Source organism: Alteromonas sp. 14N.309.X.WAT.G.H12 (genome assembly GCF_036697315.1).
GTDB lineage: Bacteria > Pseudomonadota > Gammaproteobacteria > Enterobacterales > Alteromonadaceae > Alteromonas.
The window spans coordinates 79,190-97,679 of the sequence record NZ_JBAHZB010000005.1 but is presented as its reverse complement, the minus strand read 5'-3'; the positions used below and the strand labels follow the sequence as shown (position 1 = coordinate 97,679).

General features: G+C 46.4%; 17 protein-coding genes and 1 pseudogene. 7 read left to right on the top strand and 11 right to left on the bottom strand.

The features are described from left to right. The 5 genes from V5298_RS04145 to V5298_RS04125 form a co-directional block, all read right to left on the bottom strand. Positions 1-870: NADP-dependent oxidoreductase (locus V5298_RS04145; RefSeq protein WP_332930208.1), on the bottom strand; the 870-nt coding region annotated here is incomplete at its 3' end. 193 nt (positions 871-1,063) lie between these two features. Next, complete coding sequence (locus V5298_RS04140; protein WP_332930207.1) at positions 1,064-1,504, bottom strand: DUF4426 domain-containing protein; 441 nt, start codon at positions 1,502-1,504, stop codon at positions 1,064-1,066. Positions 1,505-1,548: 44 nt separating this feature from the next. Then, the gene (locus V5298_RS04135; protein ID WP_332930206.1) at positions 1,549-2,094 is read right to left on the bottom strand and encodes a YggT family protein; all 546 of its coding nucleotides are present in this window, start codon (positions 2,092-2,094) and stop codon (positions 1,549-1,551) included. A gap of 20 nt (positions 2,095-2,114) precedes the next feature. Beyond that, positions 2,115-2,936, bottom strand: a complete 822-nt coding sequence (gene proC / locus V5298_RS04130) for a pyrroline-5-carboxylate reductase (protein WP_332930205.1) — start codon at positions 2,934-2,936, stop codon at positions 2,115-2,117. A gap of 46 nt (positions 2,937-2,982) precedes the next feature. Beyond that, on the bottom strand, positions 2,983-3,675 hold the full coding sequence (locus V5298_RS04125; protein WP_332930204.1) for a YggS family pyridoxal phosphate-dependent enzyme: 693 nt from the start codon (positions 3,673-3,675) through the stop codon (positions 2,983-2,985). Positions 3,676-3,703: 28 nt separating this feature from the next. Between V5298_RS04125 and V5298_RS04120 the strand changes: the two genes are divergently transcribed. The 3 genes from V5298_RS04120 to V5298_RS04110 are packed head-to-tail and all read left to right on the top strand — an operon-like array spanning position 3,704 to position 6,196. After that, positions 3,704-4,741: a type IV pilus twitching motility protein PilT gene (locus V5298_RS04120; RefSeq protein ID WP_332930203.1), complete on the top strand. Its 1,038-nt coding sequence runs from the start codon at positions 3,704-3,706 to the stop codon at positions 4,739-4,741. Positions 4,742-4,750: 9 nt separating this feature from the next. Then, positions 4,751-5,866: a PilT/PilU family type 4a pilus ATPase gene (locus tag V5298_RS04115; protein WP_416351141.1), complete on the top strand. Its 1,116-nt coding sequence runs from the start codon at positions 4,751-4,753 to the stop codon at positions 5,864-5,866. 9 nt (positions 5,867-5,875) lie between these two features. Next, complete coding sequence (locus V5298_RS04110; protein ID WP_332930202.1) at positions 5,876-6,196, top strand: DUF2007 domain-containing protein; 321 nt, start codon at positions 5,876-5,878, stop codon at positions 6,194-6,196. Here the strand turns inward: V5298_RS04110 and ruvX are convergent. The 5 genes from ruvX to V5298_RS04085 form a co-directional block, all read right to left on the bottom strand. Next, positions 6,193-6,621 (bottom strand): Holliday junction resolvase RuvX, encoded by a 429-nt coding sequence (gene ruvX, locus V5298_RS04105; RefSeq protein ID WP_332930201.1) that lies wholly within the window; start codon positions 6,619-6,621, stop codon positions 6,193-6,195. The two genes, V5298_RS04110 and ruvX, sit on opposite strands and share 4 nt — an antisense overlap. After that, positions 6,614-7,180, bottom strand: a complete 567-nt coding sequence (locus V5298_RS04100; RefSeq protein WP_332930200.1) for a YqgE/AlgH family protein — start codon at positions 7,178-7,180, stop codon at positions 6,614-6,616. The genes ruvX and V5298_RS04100 overlap by 8 nt, the downstream gene beginning before the upstream one ends. Next, entirely contained in the window at positions 7,177-8,142 is a 966-nt protein-coding gene (gene gshB, locus V5298_RS04095; RefSeq protein ID WP_332930199.1) for a glutathione synthase, read from the bottom strand. The genes V5298_RS04100 and gshB overlap by 4 nt, the downstream gene beginning before the upstream one ends. A 104-nt stretch (positions 8,143-8,246) precedes the next feature. Then, positions 8,247-9,665, bottom strand: coding sequence for an ATP-binding protein (locus tag V5298_RS04090; protein ID WP_332930198.1), 1,419 nt, complete (start codon positions 9,663-9,665; stop codon positions 8,247-8,249). A gap of 67 nt (positions 9,666-9,732) precedes the next feature. Then, positions 9,733-10,461, bottom strand: coding sequence for a 16S rRNA (uracil(1498)-N(3))-methyltransferase (locus V5298_RS04085; protein WP_332930197.1), 729 nt, complete (start codon positions 10,459-10,461; stop codon positions 9,733-9,735). A 794-nt stretch (positions 10,462-11,255) separates the two neighbouring features. On the opposite strand from V5298_RS04085, the gene V5298_RS04080 reads away from it, so the two are divergent. After that, on the top strand, positions 11,256-12,107 hold the full coding sequence (locus V5298_RS04080; RefSeq protein ID WP_332930196.1) for a mechanosensitive ion channel family protein: 852 nt from the start codon (positions 11,256-11,258) through the stop codon (positions 12,105-12,107). 45 nt (positions 12,108-12,152) lie between these two features. Here the strand turns inward: V5298_RS04080 and V5298_RS04075 are convergent, their stop codons facing one another. Next, positions 12,153-12,950 carry a M48 family metallopeptidase gene (locus V5298_RS04075; RefSeq protein ID WP_332930195.1) on the bottom strand — a complete coding sequence of 266 codons (798 nt, stop codon included), beginning with the start codon at positions 12,948-12,950 and terminating at the stop codon, positions 12,153-12,155. 301 nt (positions 12,951-13,251) lie between these two features. Between V5298_RS04075 and V5298_RS04070 the strand changes: the two genes are divergently transcribed. From V5298_RS04070 to prsK, 3 genes and pseudogenes are all read left to right on the top strand, one after another. Continuing rightward, a complete protein-coding gene (locus tag V5298_RS04070) occupies positions 13,252-15,030 on the top strand; it encodes a choice-of-anchor I family protein (RefSeq protein WP_332930194.1) in 1,779 nt (592 codons plus the stop codon). Positions 15,031-15,258: 228 nt separating this feature from the next. Beyond that, positions 15,259-16,383 (top strand): beta-ketoacyl-ACP synthase III, encoded by a 1,125-nt coding sequence (locus V5298_RS04065; protein WP_332930193.1) that lies wholly within the window; start codon positions 15,259-15,261, stop codon positions 16,381-16,383. A gap of 41 nt (positions 16,384-16,424) precedes the next feature. Then, a pseudogene (gene prsK, locus V5298_RS04060) lies at positions 16,425-18,451 on the top strand (XrtA/PEP-CTERM system histidine kinase PrsK). Positions 18,452-18,490: the final 39 nt, after the last annotated feature.

Here is an 18,490-nt window from a genome sequence, read left to right as displayed (position 1 = left end):
GAGCTTTTCTAAGATCTGGGGGATTTCGTCCCAATGATCAGGCATGGTAAAACCATGGATGTTCAGTCGCTTTTTGATAATGGGCAGCCAGTTAGGGCCAGGCGATGGTTTTTCTGCCTGATAATCAGCGATCATGCCACACACGACAATGCGTCCATGGTCGTTCATTCTATTGACAATATGATGCTGAATAGGCCCGCCGGTATTTTCAAAGAAAACATCAATGCGATCAGGGGTTAATGATTCAAGCTTGGCGGCAAGATCATCGGTTTTATAGTTAATGGCGCCGTCAAAGCCCAGTTCGTTAACGATCCAGTCGGCTTTTTCATCGCTACCGACCACACCAATAACACGCAAACCGTCGGCTTTAGCCAATTGACCCACAATCGAGCCCACCGAGCCGGCAGCACCGGTGACGATGAGGGTTTCCCCTTTTTGAGGTTTACCAAACTGAAAAAGCCCAGTGGTGGCTGTCAGGCCGGGAAGGCCAAATACGCACAGTGCCATCTCGGCTGAAATGCCTTCCTGTAGCTTGTTAAGGCCATTGCCGGTGCTAATTGCGTACTCGGTCCAGCCAAACATGCCCATCACCTTGTCGCCAACGGCAAAATCTGGGTGATTAGACTCGATGACTTCGCCAACACCGCTAGAACGCATGACTTCACCGAGTTCCACCGGTGGTATATAGCTTTCTCTGTCATCCATCATCCAGCCAAGCATGGCGGGATCCAAAGACATATGGGTTTGTTTTATAAGGAGTTCGCCTTCACCAACTTGGGGCAGCGCTTTTTCTTCGGTGGCAAATAAATCGGCATTTATTTTGCCATTTTCAGGTCGTTTAGCCAGCGTGATTGCTTTATACATAGACATCCAAATTACTCCTAATTACTTGTTGTTTAGAAGGGTGGGGCCGCATTCGGTTTATGCAATGAAATGGTTTGAACAGTTCGTTGATAGGTACGTATTTTGCGATATTTGGATTGTTAAGTCGCTAAGGAAATGTAAATCGCCCTTGGTAGGCAAGGAGCCACAAAAGCCCCTTAATCCATCGATTTGTCTATTCTTAGTCAACAAACATTTCTTGTTGAAACTTGAGGGTTTGAATGTCGTTCCCCAACTGAATGTTGATGGTAAAGCGAAAGGTTTCCCTATCGGTGAATGAAAGGGGCGCAAGGTAATAAATGGCATCACCTTCTTTTACCCGTTTGAACGTCAGGGGTTTAACGGTGTCCAGTAAATTTCGCGCATTACCGGTAACCGATACCATTTGGGCGGCTTGGGTTTGGCTATCTAAAACAGAAATATTAACCAGCGCATTGAATTTGCTGCGCACAATGCCGTACTGACGTGCCACCTCGGGGGTCAGAAAGGGGGTATTTAACACCATGTAGTGGACATCCCAGTTACCCAGCTTTTCTTTTTGTTCGGCACTACTGGACGCGCTAAAAGTTAGCAGAAGAAGGGTCAGACTTACCGCGTAAGAGAAGGATTTTAATCGGCGCATTAGGGTGTGCTCTTAGGTTTTATCTCGTCATAAAAGGCCTGAGATTAATACAGGCCGAAGGTGTTTTGTAAAAGGATCTGTACAAATTGCAAAGCAATAATGGCAATGAGCACGGATAGATCCAAGCCACCAATAGGCGGAATAATACGTCTTATAGGCGCTAAGAAGGGTTCAGTTAACTGATACATTAAGTATTCTATGGGGTTTTGCCCTTGTGATACCCAACTTAAAATGGCCCGAATAATAAGGATCCAGAACATCAGTGACAGGGTTTCTTTAACAACGGTTGCCAACGCCAAAATGATAATCGCCAAGGGCGCGAAGCCACCGTTGCCAAACAGCATGAATAAAACAATGAATTTTAAGGCCGCCACAACCAGTGCCAACACAAAGGTGGCGGTGTCGAAACGGCCTATGGAAGGAATGAAGCGACGCAAAGGTCCGACAATAGGGTGGGTTGCTTTTACGATAAACTGACTGGCTGGATTGTAAAAATCAGCCCTGACAAGTTGTAACCACAATCGAAGTATCACTACCATTAAATATAAATTAAAAAGGGTACTGATAAGAAATACCGATGCGTTGCTCATTAACTGTTTTCCTGTGACGCTTAAAGTTGTTTAGCCATTTCATTTGCCCGGGCAACCGCAGCGCGCATGGCTTTGCTTACGGTTTCCTTAAGACCTTCATCTAGCAGAGTATTCACTGCAGCGGCGGTGGTGCCACCTTTAGATGTAACTTGGGCCCGAAGTTCACTTAATTCAATGTCTGGGTTGTGACAAACCATTTCTGCCGCGCCTAACATAGCTTGTTGAACCATGATTCTGGCAATGGATTCCTCAAAGCCCATATTGATGGCTTCTTCTTGCATGGCTTGCAAAAACAAAAAGAAATAGGCGGGGCTACTACCGGCGGCGGCAATAACACCGTTAATGCCGTCTTCATCGTCTACCCAGACGGTTTCGCCCACGGCATTCATCACAAAATCGGCATAATCTTTATCATCCCGATTCACCGTGTCATCAGCATATAGCCCAGACATGCCTTTGCCGATGAGGCTAGGGGTATTGGGCATAATACGGATAATCGGATACTCTCCCCCCAGCATTTCTTGCAAGCGAGAAACCGGTAACCCTGCTGCGATGGACATAAACAGTTTACCGGATAAATCATTATTTTCCCGAAGCATTTTTAACATATCGCCCATCATCTGGGGCTTAACGGATAAAATAATTGCATCAGCGAACTGGCAGGCCTCATCGTTAGACTGGGTCACTTGAATGCCAAATTCTTCACTTAGCTTATCCAGTTTTGGTGTAGAGGGGTTACTGGCCAGAATATACTTGCTATCGTATCCAGATTGAATAAGGCCACTGATAATACTGCGACTCATGTTACCTGCGCCAATAAATGCCAATTTTTTTTGTTGCATGAAAACCCTTTTGTATTAATAAGAAAAATGACAGGACGGTCGGTCGTTATGGTTGATTACGTGGACCAAATATTGCCGTCCCAATTCTGATCATCGTCGAGCCACATTCAATGGCTTGTTCCAAATCATTAGACATTCCTACGGACAGGGTATCAAAATCGCTCAGGTTTGTGTGATAGCGGCGAAATAATTCTGCTAACTGACGCAGTGAATGCATCTGTTCTGTTTTTGATGACTGGGCCTTGGGAATGGCCATTAACCCCCGTAGACGCAGGTTTTCAAGGGTTTTCACGGTGTCAATAAATTCGTCTAGTTGGTCTGGGGCAATGCCTGATTTTGTCTGTTCATCGTCAATATTAATTTGAATACAAATATTCAGCGGCGGCATGGAAGCAGGTCGCTGATCATTGAGTCGACGGGCTATTTTGAGCCTGTCCACCGATTGCACCCAATGAAAGTGCTCGGCTACGATTTTGGTTTTATTGGATTGCAGCGGACCTATGAGATGCCACTCGATATCATCAAGATGGGCAAGCTGTTGAATCTTGTCGATACCTTCCTGAACATAGTTTTCTCCAAACTTACGTTGTCCCGCTTCATACGCTTGAGTGATTTGGGATACCGGTTTGGTCTTGCTAACCGCTAGTAATTCAACCGATTTTGGAGGACGATGCGCATTGGCAGTGGCGTGTTCCATTCGCAAGTATGCGGATTTCAATCGTTCTGCTATTGTTTGCATTAATCACCTGATGTGTGGAGACGTGGTTGTGGATATTACCGAACTTTTGGCTTTCAGTGTTAAAAATAACGCTTCAGATTTACATCTGTCGGCAGGGTTGCCGCCGATTATTCGTGTGGATGGCGAAATGCGTCGCCTCAACGTGGATGCGTTGGAGCATAAAGAGGTTCATGCGCTCATTTACGAGATAATGAATGATAAACAGCGTAAGGAATATGAAGAAAATCATGAGGTGGATTTCTCCTTTGAAGTTAAGGATTTATCCCGTTTTCGTGTAAACGCGTTTGTGCAAAATCGCGGTGCAGCGGCGGTGCTAAGAACCATCCCCAGCAAGGTATTAACGCTGGAAGATCTAGGGGCACCGGCGGTATTTAGAGACATTATCGATCAGCCCACGGGGTTGGTTTTGGTTACTGGCGCTACCGGCTCGGGTAAAAGTACCACCTTGGCGGCGATGATCGATCATATCAATAACACCAAGCGGGAACACATTCTGACCATTGAAGATCCCATCGAATTTGTTCACGACAATAAATTGTGTGTATTGAATCAGCGTGAAGTTCACCGTGATACCCATAGTTTCTCTAACGCGCTGCGTTCTGCCCTGCGTGAAGATCCGGATGTGGTATTGGTGGGTGAGTTACGTGATCTAGAAACCATCCGCTTGGCAATGACAGCGGCAGAAACCGGTCACCTCGTATTTGGTACGCTACATACCAATTCTGCGCCCAAAACCATCGACCGGATCATCGATGTTTTCCCTGCTGAGGAAAAAGCCATGATCCGGTCAATGTTATCGGAATCACTCAGGGCTGTTATTTCCCAGACTCTGCTGAAGAAAATTGGCGGTGGCCGTGTTGCCGCCCACGAAATCATGATAGGCATACCCGCCATTCGAAATTTGATCCGTGAAGATAAAGTCCCCCAGATGTATTCGGTTATCCAAACAGGACAATCCCATGGTATGCAAACCATGGAACAGTGTTTACAGAAGTTGGTGGCACAAGGGGTGATTAGCCGTCAGGATGCCTTGGCAAAATCCATTGATAAAACAAAAACAATGTAGGAGCGGGGAGTGAAACTGCAGGCATATTTTCAAATGGCCACCGAGCGTGAAGCGTCGGATATTTTTGTCACAGTGGGTTTTCCTGTTAGCGCGAAAATAGACGGCAAGCTGGTTCCCCTTGGTGATGAACCCTTGACACAGTTCCAGGCCAAAGAGTTGGTGCAAAGTGTCATGGAAGATCGTTTTCTGCGGGAATTAAACGAACAAAAAGAAAGTAACTTCGCGGTGGGCATTAAGGGCTTGGGGCGGTTTCGTTGCAGTGCGTTTTGGCAACGGGATTCCATCGGCATGGTGGCCCGCCGTATCGTCACAGATATTCCCAAGGTTGATGATTTAGGCTTACCGGCTATTTTAAAAGATATCATCATGAGCAAGCGGGGTTTGGTGTTAATGGTAGGGGCAACCGGGACGGGTAAATCCACGTCCTTGGCCGCACTTATCGATCATCGTAATCATAATTCCCAGGGACATATTCTGACCATTGAAGATCCCATCGAATTTATCCATCGCCATGGCTCTTGTGTAATTACGCAGCGGGAAGTGGGCATTGATACCCGAAGTTTTGATGATGCGCTAAAAAGCTCCCTTCGTCAGGCTCCGGACGTGATCTTGATTGGTGAGATCCGTTCTATGGAAACCATGGAATACGCCATGTCATTTGCCGATACCGGTCATTTGTGTGTGGCGACCTTGCACGCTAATAACGCCAACCAGGCCATCGAGCGTATTATGCATTTAGCACCGAAAGAGATGCACAACAAATTACTCTTTGATTTAAGTTTGAACCTTCGAGCCATTGTTGCCCAGCAATTGTTACCGAAAAAAGACGGCAAAGGACGGGTGGCAGCCATTGAAGTGCTACTGAATTCCCCTTACGTGGCCGATTTGATTCAGCGCAACAAAACCGCTGAACTGAAAGATGCCATGCAAAAAGGTAAAGAAATGGGCATGCAGACTTTCGATATGGCTCTGTATGCTTTGTATAAAGAGGGGCGTATAGATCAAGAGCAAGCGTTGCATCATGCTGACTCACCGAATGATTTGCGTCTTATGATTAAACTGGATAGCAGCGAAGGCACAGATTTAGGATCTCTGTCGAATGTCTCTATCGACATGGACGATTGATGTTTTTGTATGCTTAAACTATTTAGTCATGATGATCGTTTTCTTATCCAGCAATTGCGCAGCGAACTGGAACAAGCCGGCATTCCGCATTTAATTAAAAATGAGTATGCCGGAGGGGCCATGGGAGAATTGCCCTGGCAAGAGACACAACTGGAAATTTGGTTGGTTGATGAAGCCTGGTACGACAAAGCCGCCCGCATTGTCAGTGGCTTAAATCACATGTCCAGCACGCCAGATCGTTGGCGATGTGGCGTCTGCGAGGAAGAAAACGAAGGACATTTTGACTTGTGTTGGAAGTGTCAGGCGTCGCGGGTGGTCAATGACAATTAATACTGATTTTCAGCCCAACTGGCGAAAATCACGCACGCCGACACACTGTCCACTTTTTCTTTGGTGAGTTTTTTATACCCACCTAATTCGAAAAGCATGGCCTTAGCATCCGCCGTGGACAAACGTTCATCCCAGGTTTCGACGGCAACTTTAAAGCGACCAAGTAAGCGATTGGCAAATCGTTTGGCTTGTTGGGTAACCTGTTGTTCCGTACCGTCCATGTTTAAGGGTAAACCAACCACAACAAGATCTGGCTCCCAGTTATCATAGAGGGCTTGTACCTTGTTCCAGTCTGGCACACCGTCGGTGGCCTTGAGTGCCGCAAGAGGTGAAGCTGTGCCGGTGATTTCCTGTCCAATGGCTACGCCAATACTCTTGGTACCAAAATCAAAGCTCAAAACCGTTCGGGAACCCTTATCAGGCATGACCCACACCTGGGGTTAGCTGCCATACATCAATGCCGAGTTTTTGTACCGCTGCCTGCCATTTTTTGTGAATGGGAGTTTGAAACAAAATATCGGTATCGGCTTCGATGGTCAGCCATGCATTTTCCTGCATTTCATGCTCTAACTGTCCCGCTTCCCAACCCGCATAACCCAGTGCAATCAATGCACTGTCGGGGCCGTCTTTGTGGCCGATGGCAGACAGGATATCTTTTGAAGTGGTAACCACAATACCCGGCGCTAACGTTAAGCTTGAACTCCATTCACCCTGATCGGTGTGGAGAACAAACCCTCTTTCCTGGCCCACGGGGCCGCCGGCTAAAATGATTTGCTCGGCAGTATCGTCAGAAAATTGGGCGTCTTTATCGGTTTGTTCTAACAGTTCTTTGAGTGTCATATTCGACGGTTGATTAATAACAATGCCCATAGCGCCTTCCCCGTTGTGCTCACAAATATAGGTAATTGAGCGGGAGAAGTACGGGTCTTCCAGCGAAGGCATCGCAATGAGAAAGTGATTTTGTAATGATTTTAATTCAGTCATTCAATACTCCTCTTGGCGGCTAATTTTGATTCAATGGCATCAAAAAGTTTGCCCATGATGCTAATGTCAAAATGGCTCTCTATTTCTCTTACGCATGTGGGGCTGGTAATGTTTATTTCAGTGATCCGATTGCCGATAATATCAAGGCCGACAAAGATGATCCCGTGGGCTTTGAGCACAGGTGCAATGGCTTCTGCCAAGGCCCGATCTGACTCACTGATGGCTTGAGGTCTACCGGTACCACCTGCGGCGAGATTTCCCCGGGTTTCACCTTTTGTGGGAAGTCGGGCAAGACAATAGGGCATCACTTCACCATCAACAATTAAGACACGCTTATCGCCGTCTTTGATCTCCGGCAGGTATGCCTGGGCCATCATTTGTTGTGTGCCGTTTTGAGTGAGGGTTTCGATCACCACGCCCAAATTGTTGCCATCGGATTTTACCCGGAAAATAGAGGTGCCGCCCATGCCGTCAAGGGGTTTACAAATGATGTCCTGGTATTGTTTATGAAACTCCCGAACCCGTTGGGGATCCCGCGCCACTAACGTAGGAGGAATTAAATCTGGGAACCAGGAAGTGAACAGCTTTTCGTTGTAATCCCTTAATGCCTGTGGATTATTGACCACCAAGGCCCCTTCATTCTCGACTAAGGAAAGCATTTGGGTGGCATAAAGAAATTCGCTGTCGAAGGGCGGATCCTTACGCATCATCAGTACGTCAATGTCCCCTAAGGGAAGGGTTTTGGCCGCTGATAAGGTGTAAAAGTCCTGGGCTTGATCCCGTACCGTGACTTCCTGCACTGAAGCCATGGGTTTGCCGTTGTCTAAAAACATATCTGACAGTGTCATGTAATACACTGTTGCTCCCCGTTTTTGGGCTTCCAACATCATGGCAAAGCTGGTGTCTTTATGGGGTTTAACGGACGAAATGGGGTCCATAATAAAACCAACGGCATACTTCATGTTCAATACTCTTTTTTTGACGGCTCACGTTATCTTTACTATGGCGGTCATACGAATAAAATCAACTCTGCCACGGTGAAAATAGTTGTGTTTGTAGCGTTAAACTAGTTCGGGATGGGCAGGTAAATACAAAAGCGATTGCCGCCGCCCTGAGCATCGTCATAATGAATGCTGCCGTTCAACTTTTGCGTGACGAGTCGAACGCAGTTCGTCAGCCCTTGTCTGTGAGCAGCAAAATCCTCTGATTGGGCTGGATGCATGATCTTGTCTATTGTACTTTTCGGTATGCCTCGCCCTTTGTCCTTAACAATAATTTTCATCATTGTTCTGTTTTTTCTACTGATTGTGTCAGCGCTTATCCATAATTGACCGTTGGCGTTATTGGTATAGGCATGACGCACCGTATTTGACACTAACTCAAAAAATATTTGGGTAAATGTTCCCACTGGCAAGGTTCCCGTTAGGCTGCTATCCACGGTGATACAGCAAAGGACGCTGGGGTAGGGCAATGAGGCAACGGATTGAAGTACACCCATGAGTGTTTCTGCGATGTTGATGTTGCGAACCGGGTTTTGCGCAATATCGTCAATCATGGTGGCAAAGGCGGTTAACCGGGCTCGGAGATCCACTGACAATTGTTTATTTTCTGTCATGGCTCTATTGGCGGAATTACCCAGTTTTTGCGGTAATTTCTCATCGACGACCTTACTTTCCAAGGCACCAATAGCCTGTTGTGCAATTGAATGCAAAAAGCCATTAATGGTACTGGATGCATTGAGCACAAGGTGTATATCAGACAATAAATGGGTGGCGGCAAGACGAAGATTAGGTGGCACGGGATGATTTAGCTGGGCCGCTTCCAGTTTTGCCAGCTGGTTAAATAGGCGCTCACAGCTTGTTGTGAGTGTGGCTACCTGAGTTTCACTGCGCTTCGCTTTGTTTTCAAGTGCCCATTGTTCCCGTGCTTTTTGTTGTTGAGATTCAGCATAAGAGAACATTTTCGTTAACTGGTCGCAGACCTGCTTAAAGGGCATATCGGCATTCGCCGTTGCGGCTTGTTTTGATGGCCCGGTAACTAAGAGGGTGCCAATGCACGTCTCGCCAACAACTAATGGATACGACCAAAAATCGTTGGTATTTGAAGGCGAAAGGGTAGATGAAAAACTGCGCCATTGGGGCGAGGCCATGGGGTTTTCAATATACACATTTTGTTTAGATTGGGCTGCAACAACACAAGGGGTTGTTTGCTGATTAATGTCTATATCATCAATGGCCGCTAACTGGACCGGCGAGAACGATGGGGCGGCAAGCACTGACAAGGTTTGTGTTTGCTGCACTAACTGCATAACCGCAAATTGATATTGGGGTAAGCAGGCTTCTACCTGCTGAAGAAAATAGGCGGCGATTTTCGCCAATGGTGCGTTTTCCAGCACCATTTCCAGACATTTTCCATAGGAAATAGATGTGTCGAGTTGACCTGTTTCGAGCTGTGTTATGTTACGAGAATATACGACATTCATCATTACGAGATATTATTATTATGCGCCAATCTAATTATTAACGTGTTTGCTTACATAAAACAAGCACCTATCATAAATCTCCGTGTATTGCCTGCAGAATACTGATGGCACTGATGGCTGCTGTTTCCGTGCGTAATATGCGTGGACCAAGGCCAGCGGCAACATAACCGCTTTCCAGCGATTGGTGGATTTCCTGATCGGTCAGGCCGCCTTCTGGGCCCACCAGAATACGATAGCCATGGGTGGCGTAATGGGTTTTAGCCAATGGTTGGGTTGCATTGGGGGCCAGTACCAGGCGGGTAGCCTGGGTAGACGTTGCCAACCACTGACTCAGGACTTGAGGTTTGTGTAATGTGGGTAAAGTATTTCGGCCGCACTGCTCACACGCCCCAATAATGATTTTTTGCCATTGTTGTAGCTTCTTTTCCCAGCGTTTTTCATCGAGTTTTACTGCGCAGCGCTGGGTTAGCACTGGGGTAATATGGGTCACGCCTAATTCCACACTTTTTTGTAGAACCCAATCCATGCGATCGCCTTTAGACACCCCTTGTCCAAGATGCAATGGCAGTGGTGATTCCTTACCAATGGCTAAGCAGGCATCGGCTTCTACATGCACCTGTTTGCGGTTAACCGCAATAATTTGGCCACTGTATTCATTGCCGTCGCCGTTAAAAAGGACAATGGGATGATTGGCTTTTAACCGTAATACGGTCCCTACATGATGGGCGGCATCATGGCTGAGTAAAAATTCTTCGTCTAAGGGGATGGGATCAGGATGAAATAAGCGGGGAATACGCATTACAAATACCACATTGAGTTAATCGTCTTGGCATATGATACCGACTTAAGCACGGCGGACGCAATGTCCACCGTGATGTCTCAAAATAATACGCGTGTTGCGGGCTGTGGCAACAAGGGGCCGTTGACTACGTGGAGGTGTATGAACTAATTGACTTGCACGCCACCTGGATCAGTGTTCTTACTCATTTTGGTGTTAGGTTTTGGACCATTACGACGGGCATGAATGGTATGCCTTCCTTTGTCTGCTGTAAGAGCAAACGCCAGCAAAAGAAGTATGATTACAAAAAGTACTGATAGAAATAACATGTTTAAATCCCTTATTTTAGCAAACCGAAAATGGCGATAGCTAAACAACCAGATACACCAGAGCAGTGATTATTTAAAATCCTGCATCACGCACTACTCATTCGGGGAACATCACTTATTCCGAACATCTGGTTAGTATTTCCTATCGTTTCCTAACTAGGACAGTAAGAAAACGAGACAAGAATATAGACCAAAAAAAAGAAAAATACAGCCTTTAACGACGCTGGATTTATTCAATTTTGTTATTAGTCTTAAAATCAGTTGTTTAGAAATACTCTTTTTCAAACTACCTTATCGCGAAAAAGATTTTAAGCAGTGGCCATGACAGAAATATTATGGCTATTATTCCTTTCTTTCATTAGCTCTCATTATACCATTGTATAAGTCAGAAAGTGGGGGCTGTCTATTGCGCTACACGTCAATCGGTTGCTATCTTAGCACGGCGTGGTGGGACGATTCGCGTAACATTAAAATAGGAAGAATATAATGGAAGAAAATATCTCAATGTTTAGTGCTTCAAATATTGAAGGATATATCAATACGTACGCAATTCCTTGGGGAATTAACATAGCAATGGCGCTCGCCATTTATATTGTGGGGCGTATTGTTGTTGGGTTGTTGCTATCGATATTTCGCCGAGTCATGGTGAAATCAAAATATGATCAAATGTTGGTAGATTTCCTCGAATCTATCATTAGCGCTATTTTGATGTTGTTCGTCATTGTCGCGTCTCTTAATCAATTAGGTGTTGATACGACATCGCTGGTAGCCATTTTAGGTGCCGCAGGTTTGGCCATTGGTCTGTCGTTACAAGATTCTTTGAAAAACTTCGCTGCTGGCGTAATGCTTTTAGTCTTTAAGCCATTTAGAGCGGGTAACTTCGTTGAAGCGGCAGGTACGGCTGGAGCCGTGAACAAAATCGGTATTTTCACCACCACTATGACAACCCCGGATAACAAAGAAATTATTATTCCGAATGGGGCTATCTACAGTGGAACCATTACCAATTACTCAGCGAAAGAGACGCGCCGCGTCGATATGGTTGTAGGTATTGGTTATGATGCGGATTTGAAAAAAGCCAAAGCAATACTTAACGAAATGGTTCAAGCTGACGAGCGTATCTTGCAAGACCCAGCGCCTACTGTGGCAGTGGCTGAATTGGCCGACAGCAGCGTGAACTTTGTGGTTCGTCCTTGGGTTAAGGCCGCTGACTTCTGGGGTGTGAAATTCGACTTTACTGAAGCTGTAAAACTCCGTTTCGACCAAGAAGGTATTTCTATTCCATTCCCACAAATGGATGTGCATCTTCACAAAACAGACAGTGAAGAAAATGCCTAATTAAACAGGTAGACTACAAAAACGCCACTGATGTGGCGTTTTTTTTTAATGACAATTCGGTCGTGTGGTGGTTTGCTGGTAATCGTTGAGGGCGCCGGTCATATTGGCTTGCAGATTCGCGATGCGAGATTGGGGCGCAGGGTGAGTAGACAGCAGTTCTATGGGTTGTTGCCCATTGCTGGCCGCTTCCATATTTTGCCATAACACCACAGATTCCCTGGGATCAAATCCCGCCTGAGCCATTAAGGCAAGACCAATTAAATCGGCTTCTGATTCATGGGCTCGGGAAAAGGGCAATGTAATGGCAACTTCCGATCCCATACCTATGGCCGCCATAATGGCGTCGCTGTATGCAACTTCGTTCGAACTAATGACTTGGGATACCGCCTGGGTGCCCAAATTGGTTAGTGTGGAAGTAGACATGCGCTCATTACCGTGATGGGCAATAACGTGACCTATTTCATGGCCAATAACGGCGGCAAGCTGAGACTGGGTTTTGGCCACATTCAGCAGTCCGGTATACACGCCAATTTTACCGCCGGGTAGGGCAAAAGCGTTGACCTGTTCATCTTCAAACACCACCACTTCCCATTCACCACTAAAGACGCTTTGAGGGACATAAGGGGTGAGGGATTTTGCCACACATTGTACGTAACTGTTTTCAACACGTTGGTTCGAAATGGTCAGTTCTTCTTTCATGCTGGAAAAAGCCTGCCCGCCCATTTCGGCCATCTGGGTTTCTGAATAGAGTAAAACCTGGTTGCGGCCTGTGGGCGAGGTGGCGCAGGCGCACAGGACCGTTAGCATTCCAGCAGTGGCGAAGGATTTTATCCTGCTTTTCATCTTTATTTCCTTTTCTTCTTTACTTTAGCCCGGTACCGGCGCTCATGCCTATTGAACCCGTTTAAAAACGTTCATTACCCTGGCTGACAGATTGTTTATTCATGCCGTCTTTACGAACAGTTTACAGTGATTTGGGCTGATGGGGAAAGAAATGCTCTGCTTCGCCTGTGAGTGTCAATGCCCATGAAACGTCATATTACTGTCGTAAACCTGTCATATAGCATCCTTAGTTTAGAGAAGTTTGGCGGCCCGCTATGGCTTAACGCACATTCACAATTTAAAATAAAATATAGGAACACACATGTTGATACAGGAAAAATGCAAAGCGGGATTTCTCGCACTTTTGATTTCATCGGTTTTATCTGGCTGTAGTTTAGATGGCGACGACGGCGCGCCCGGGATTCAAGGGGAACAGGGCGAACAAGGCGAGACAGGCAATGATGGCGAGGACGCCAGCCAAGGTGTGGCTCTTACCGTTGTGGGCCGAGCGATAGTGGGAGGCGAAGGCGCCGCAGAAATTGTCCAATACCATGGTGATACGCAAACAATTTATGCCACAAACGGTGAGTCTGACACGATTTCCGTTATTGATATAGCCAGCTTAACGGGTGAGGCGCTTACGTCACCACAAACGGCAACCAATTTGACTAACACCTCGCTGACCTTGCCAACGGAGGTGGATGGCGTGGCACTTGATGGCCTTACCAGTATCGCTGTGGCCGGCGATCTACTGGCTGTAGCTATCCCCGCTGATGAAAAAAGCGAAAATGGCTTTGTGCTGTTTTATGAAGGCTTGAATTCGGCAACCCCCACCTTTGTTAAAGCGGTGGAAGTGGGGAACTTACCGGACAATGTTACCTTTACCCCTGATGGCACAAAAGTCCTCACCGCCAACGAAGGTGAGCCGTCCGATGACTACACCTATGATCCTGAAGGATCAGTAAGCATTATTACTGTCACTGACGGTGTGCCATCTGATACATCAACTGCGGTGACCTTTGAAAGCTTTAACACTATGCAGAGTGACCTTGAAGCCATGGGCATGCAGTTTCCCAATCCCACTGGCCGAACCATTAATGGCGTAACGATAGATACCACGGTGGCCATGGATTTAGAGCCGGAGTACATCACCACCACCAATGACACCGCGTACGTTACTTTGCAAGAAAATAACGGGATCGCGGTTATCGATTTAGACACCTTGTCGGTGCAAATCTTCGGTTTAGGTGTCAAAGACTGGAGCGAATATCAAATTGATATTCAGGAAAACAGCAGTGTCAGCTTTGGACAATATGATGGCCTGTACGGCGTGTACATGCCCGATACCATCACTATGATGACTTGGAAGGATGCCACATTTTTACTTACTGCCAATGAAGGGGATGCCAGAGAGTATCTTTTCGATGCCGATGATGAAGACAGTTGTTTGGCTGCCGGTGGTCTGGAATATGATGACGGCGATTGTCTCGCGTATCTTGATGAAGTGAAAGTGGAAGATCTCGAGGCCGAGACAAACTCTGAACTGGCATTGCTGCAAGCAACCGGCGAGGCTGACGATCTTCGGGTCACCATGGCGATGGGGGATGCCGATGGCGATGGTCTGTACGATGCGGCCTACACCTATGGTGCCCGTTCTTTTACCATTTGGGATGAAAATGGTGAGGTGGTGTTTGATTCCGGTGATGATCTGGAACGCATTACCGCGTCCATACATAAAGAAGCCTTTAACAATGGTGATGATGAGAACGAAGGCGATAGCCGGTCGGAAAATAAAGGCCCTGAACCGGAAGCGATTACTGTGGGCACCTTAGGCGATCGTACCTATGCCTTTGTTGGAACTGAACGCATGGGGGGTATTTTTGTTTACGATGTGACCAACCCCTACGATGTGTCTTTTTCTGAGTATGTCATCAACCGTGACCTAACCGAAGGCTTAAAAGCCGAAGACAATATCGGTGATCTAGCGCCTGAGTCATTGGTTTATGTGCCCGTTGAAAATAGCCCTACCGGTGAAGCACTATTGATTAGTGGTAATGAAATCAGTGGCTCTGTAACGGTATGGGAAGTGGTTCCACAATAACCGGTTGTTGTAAAAGCGGTTAGAAGCCCCACCGACAGCGGATCCGGCACCTTAGTCTGTGTGCCGGATTTTATTCTCATTTTTCTGGCTGTATGATTTGCGTCATGACATTCTTTGTCTAAAACGCTAAGCTAGTAGCCTACAAAATCCGTTAATAGCCGGGGGTTCCGGTGAAATACGGGCTGTGGCTTTGTTAACAAGCCTCAGACGAGAATAAGAGAATTAAACATGTCTAAAAAGATCGTGATTAGCGGTGTCGGCCTGTGGACACCCGAACATGTTATTACTAACGACGAATTGGTTGCCAGCTACAACAGCTACGCAGATAAATACAACGAAGAATTTGCCGAACAAATCGCAGCGGGTAAAAAAGACGCCAAACCCCATTCCAGTGCGGCATTTATCGAAAAAGCCTCGGGGATCAAACAGCGCTTTATTTATCAAAAAGAAGGGGCCCTTGATATTTCCCGAATGCGCCCAGTTATTCCTGAGCGCGGTGATGAGGAATTGTCTCAACAAGCCGAAATTGCCTTGGCTGCCGCCACTAAAGCCCTTAGTGATGCCAATAAACAGCCCGAAGATATTGATGCGGTGATTGTGGCTTGTGCTTATACCCAACGTGCTTACCCTGCCATTGCCATTGAAGTACAAGAACGCTTAGGTATTAAAGGGTTTGGCTTTGATATGCTGGTGGCGTGTTCAGCCGCCACTTTTGGTATGCACAGGGCGTATGAAATGGTCGCTGCTGGTACCGCCCGGGCGGTACTGGTTATTAATCCTGAGCTGGTTTCTCCCCAAGTCAATTATACTGATCGTGACAGTCATTTTATTTTTGGCGACGTGGCCACTGCCACGGTGATTGAATCACAAGAGACGGTGGCCTCCGATGAGGTGTTTGAAATTCTTAGCACCAAAGCGGTTACTCAGTTTTCTAACAATATCCGCTCTAATTTTGGCTATATGAGCCGTGCGCACGACGCAGATCCTTACAGTGCCGATAAATTATTTCATCAGGCCGGACGTAAAGTCTTCAAAGAAGTGTGCCCCATGGCGGCAAATCACCTTGAGGAACATTTGGCGAGCCATGGCTTAACGCCTACGGATGTGCGCCGCTGGTGGTTGCATCAGGCAAATATCAATATGAATTTGCTAATCGGTAAAAAGTTACTGGGGCGTGAAGCCACTGCGGATGAAGCGCCTGTGGTATTGGATCAATATGCCAATACAGCATCGGCCGGCTCAGTGATCGCGTTGGCGCTGCATCATAAGGATCTGGTTGCCGGTGACGTGGGGGTTTTGTGTTCTTTCGGCGCAGGCTATTCCATTGGCAGTTTGGTTATTCGACGCTGCTAATTTAAGGGTATTGCAGTGCTTAGGGCTAGAAAAGGGACATTATGATTTCAGATATTGGTTATGGCCTTAGCGCGTTTGGATATTTAATACTGCTTCTTTTGCTGTTTACGGTGCGTAAGCCGGGTTTAGCAAAACACCTGTTGGTGTTGGCGACACTGGCGACGCTCATTTGGTCTGTTAGCTTTATTACCTTGCTAACCGGCCCGATTTCCATGAATCAGCTGTTAACGGCAGATACCGCCAAACAAATGGTGTGGTTGTTGTTTATCGCCGGTTGTTTACGAGACGATTTTACCACGCTATGGGATGTTTTACGTCGTCCGGCTACCCTGGCGATCCTCGCCCCGTCGGCCGTGGCATTGTTGCTGCCGCTTGTTACCACCATCCCGTCTGACTGGCGTTTTTTGTTCCTTACCGTGCTCTCCCTTGAGGTGCTTATTTTACTTGAGGTGATGTTTCGTCAATCAGGTGAAAACCAGTGGGCATTTAAACCTCTGGTTTTGTACCTTGGATCCATGCATCTGTTTGAATTTGTCATGTATGCCAATGCCACCATGGTGACGAAGGTGGAACTAATTTATCTGGTGTCCCGAGGCTATATTTATTTTCTCATGATGCCGCTTTTAGTGGTGGCCATAAGACGTATTAAGCATTGGGGCGTGGATATTTTTATCTCCCGGGAAGTGGTGTTGCACAGTTCCTTGTTACTGGTGGCGGGCATTTACCTTATGGTGATGGCTTCAGCCGGTTATATTGTTAATTTTATAGGCGGCAGCTGGTCTACCACCATCCAAACCATATTGGTGTGTTATCCCTGGCACTGTTGATTACGTTGGTGTTGTCAAACAGTTTCCGTACGCGAATCAAAGTCTTTATTACCAAACACTTTTTTGCCAATCAGTTCGATTATCGGGTTGAATGGGTAAAATTAACAAAAGCGCTGTCATCGCCACCTGAAGATAAAAATCATGTTTATTCCATCGCCCTTGAAGGGCTACTCGGGGCGATTAATTACGATACGGGGTGTTTGGTTAAATCCACCGGGATGGATTTGGAAGCGGTGGCGTGTGAAAAAATGGAAACCCTCCTACCTGAAGAAGAAAGGATCATTAATCAATTAACCCCGTTTTGTGTTAGAACCGGTTGGTTGGTGGATATTCAGGAGTATACCTCTAAACCCTTTGAGTACGATGGTCTACAACTGGATAGAGAAGCCTTAAAGCATTGTCGTTTTCAGTTAGTATTACCCTTGTTAAAACGAGAGGAAATATGGGGCTTTGCCCTGCTTGAGACCCAAGAAGGCGAAGCGCTGGATTTAAACTGGGAAGTCAGAGATTATTTAAATGCCGTGACCGAGCAGGTGGGGACCTATATTTATCATCACGAAGCAGCCAGCGCGGTGGCGGAAAATGCACAGTTTGCCGCCTTCAATCGTATGTCGGCTTTTGTGCTACACGATTTAAAAAATGTGATGGCGCAAATTGATTTGATTTTGTGTAATGCCGAGCAGCATAAGGATAATCCGGAATTTATTGAAGATACCTTTGAAACCCTGCATTATACCAAAGCGCGAATGGATAAGATGTTGCGTCAGTTAACCGAGAAGAAAATTGATGAGGCTGGCGTATTTTCCGCTCATAACCTTTCTGTACTGATCCAACAGTTAATTGAGACACGGTGCCAATCAATAGAGCCTATACCGACCATCCACATAGAAAGCGAAGCGAAAGTGGTGGTGGATCCGGAGAAATTTACCAATGTGATTTATCACCTTGTCAGTAATGCACAACAGGCTACCCCAGATTCCGGCTTTGTCAGTATTGCTTTGGAATGTGATGAACAAAACCAACGTCAGTTGGTACGCATAAAAGACAATGGCTGTGGTATGGAAAAAGTCTTCATTGAACAGCGCCTGTTTAAGCCTTTCGATACAACTAAAGGTAATGCAGGCATGGGAATAGGCGCATACGATGCAAAAAATTATATGCAATCCATAGGTGGAAAACTGCTGGTAGAAAGTGAAGTGGGCAAAGGAAGCTGCTTTACTTTGGTGTTTTCACTAAATTAAATCTATTCCTCAACGAAATATTAGAGATGGGATTACTAC

Coding starts and splice junctions, on each gene's coding strand:
- V5298_RS04140 (WP_332930207.1), bottom strand. CDS start 1,504: ATGCGCCGATTAAAATCCTTCTCTTACGCGGTAAGTCTGACCCTTCTT.
- V5298_RS04135 (WP_332930206.1), bottom strand. CDS start 2,094: ATGAGCAACGCATCGGTATTTCTTATCAGTACCCTTTTTAATTTATAT.
- proC (WP_332930205.1), bottom strand. CDS start 2,936: ATGCAACAAAAAAAATTGGCATTTATTGGCGCAGGTAACATGAGTCGC.
- V5298_RS04125 (WP_332930204.1), bottom strand. CDS start 3,675: ATGCAAACAATAGCAGAACGATTGAAATCCGCATACTTGCGAATGGAA.
- V5298_RS04110 (WP_332930202.1), top strand. CDS start 5,876: ATGCTTAAACTATTTAGTCATGATGATCGTTTTCTTATCCAGCAATTG.
- ruvX (WP_332930201.1), bottom strand. CDS start 6,621: ATGCCTGATAAGGGTTCCCGAACGGTTTTGAGCTTTGATTTTGGTACC.
- V5298_RS04100 (WP_332930200.1), bottom strand. CDS start 7,180: ATGACTGAATTAAAATCATTACAAAATCACTTTCTCATTGCGATGCCT.
- gshB (WP_332930199.1), bottom strand. CDS start 8,142: ATGAAGTATGCCGTTGGTTTTATTATGGACCCCATTTCGTCCGTTAAA.
- V5298_RS04090 (WP_332930198.1), bottom strand. CDS start 9,665: ATGATGAATGTCGTATATTCTCGTAACATAACACAGCTCGAAACAGGT.
- V5298_RS04085 (WP_332930197.1), bottom strand. CDS start 10,461: ATGCGTATTCCCCGCTTATTTCATCCTGATCCCATCCCCTTAGACGAA.
- V5298_RS04080 (WP_332930196.1), top strand. CDS start 11,256: ATGGAAGAAAATATCTCAATGTTTAGTGCTTCAAATATTGAAGGATAT.
- V5298_RS04075 (WP_332930195.1), bottom strand. CDS start 12,950: ATGAAAAGCAGGATAAAATCCTTCGCCACTGCTGGAATGCTAACGGTC.
- V5298_RS04070 (WP_332930194.1), top strand. CDS start 13,252: ATGTTGATACAGGAAAAATGCAAAGCGGGATTTCTCGCACTTTTGATT.
- V5298_RS04065 (WP_332930193.1), top strand. CDS start 15,259: ATGTCTAAAAAGATCGTGATTAGCGGTGTCGGCCTGTGGACACCCGAA.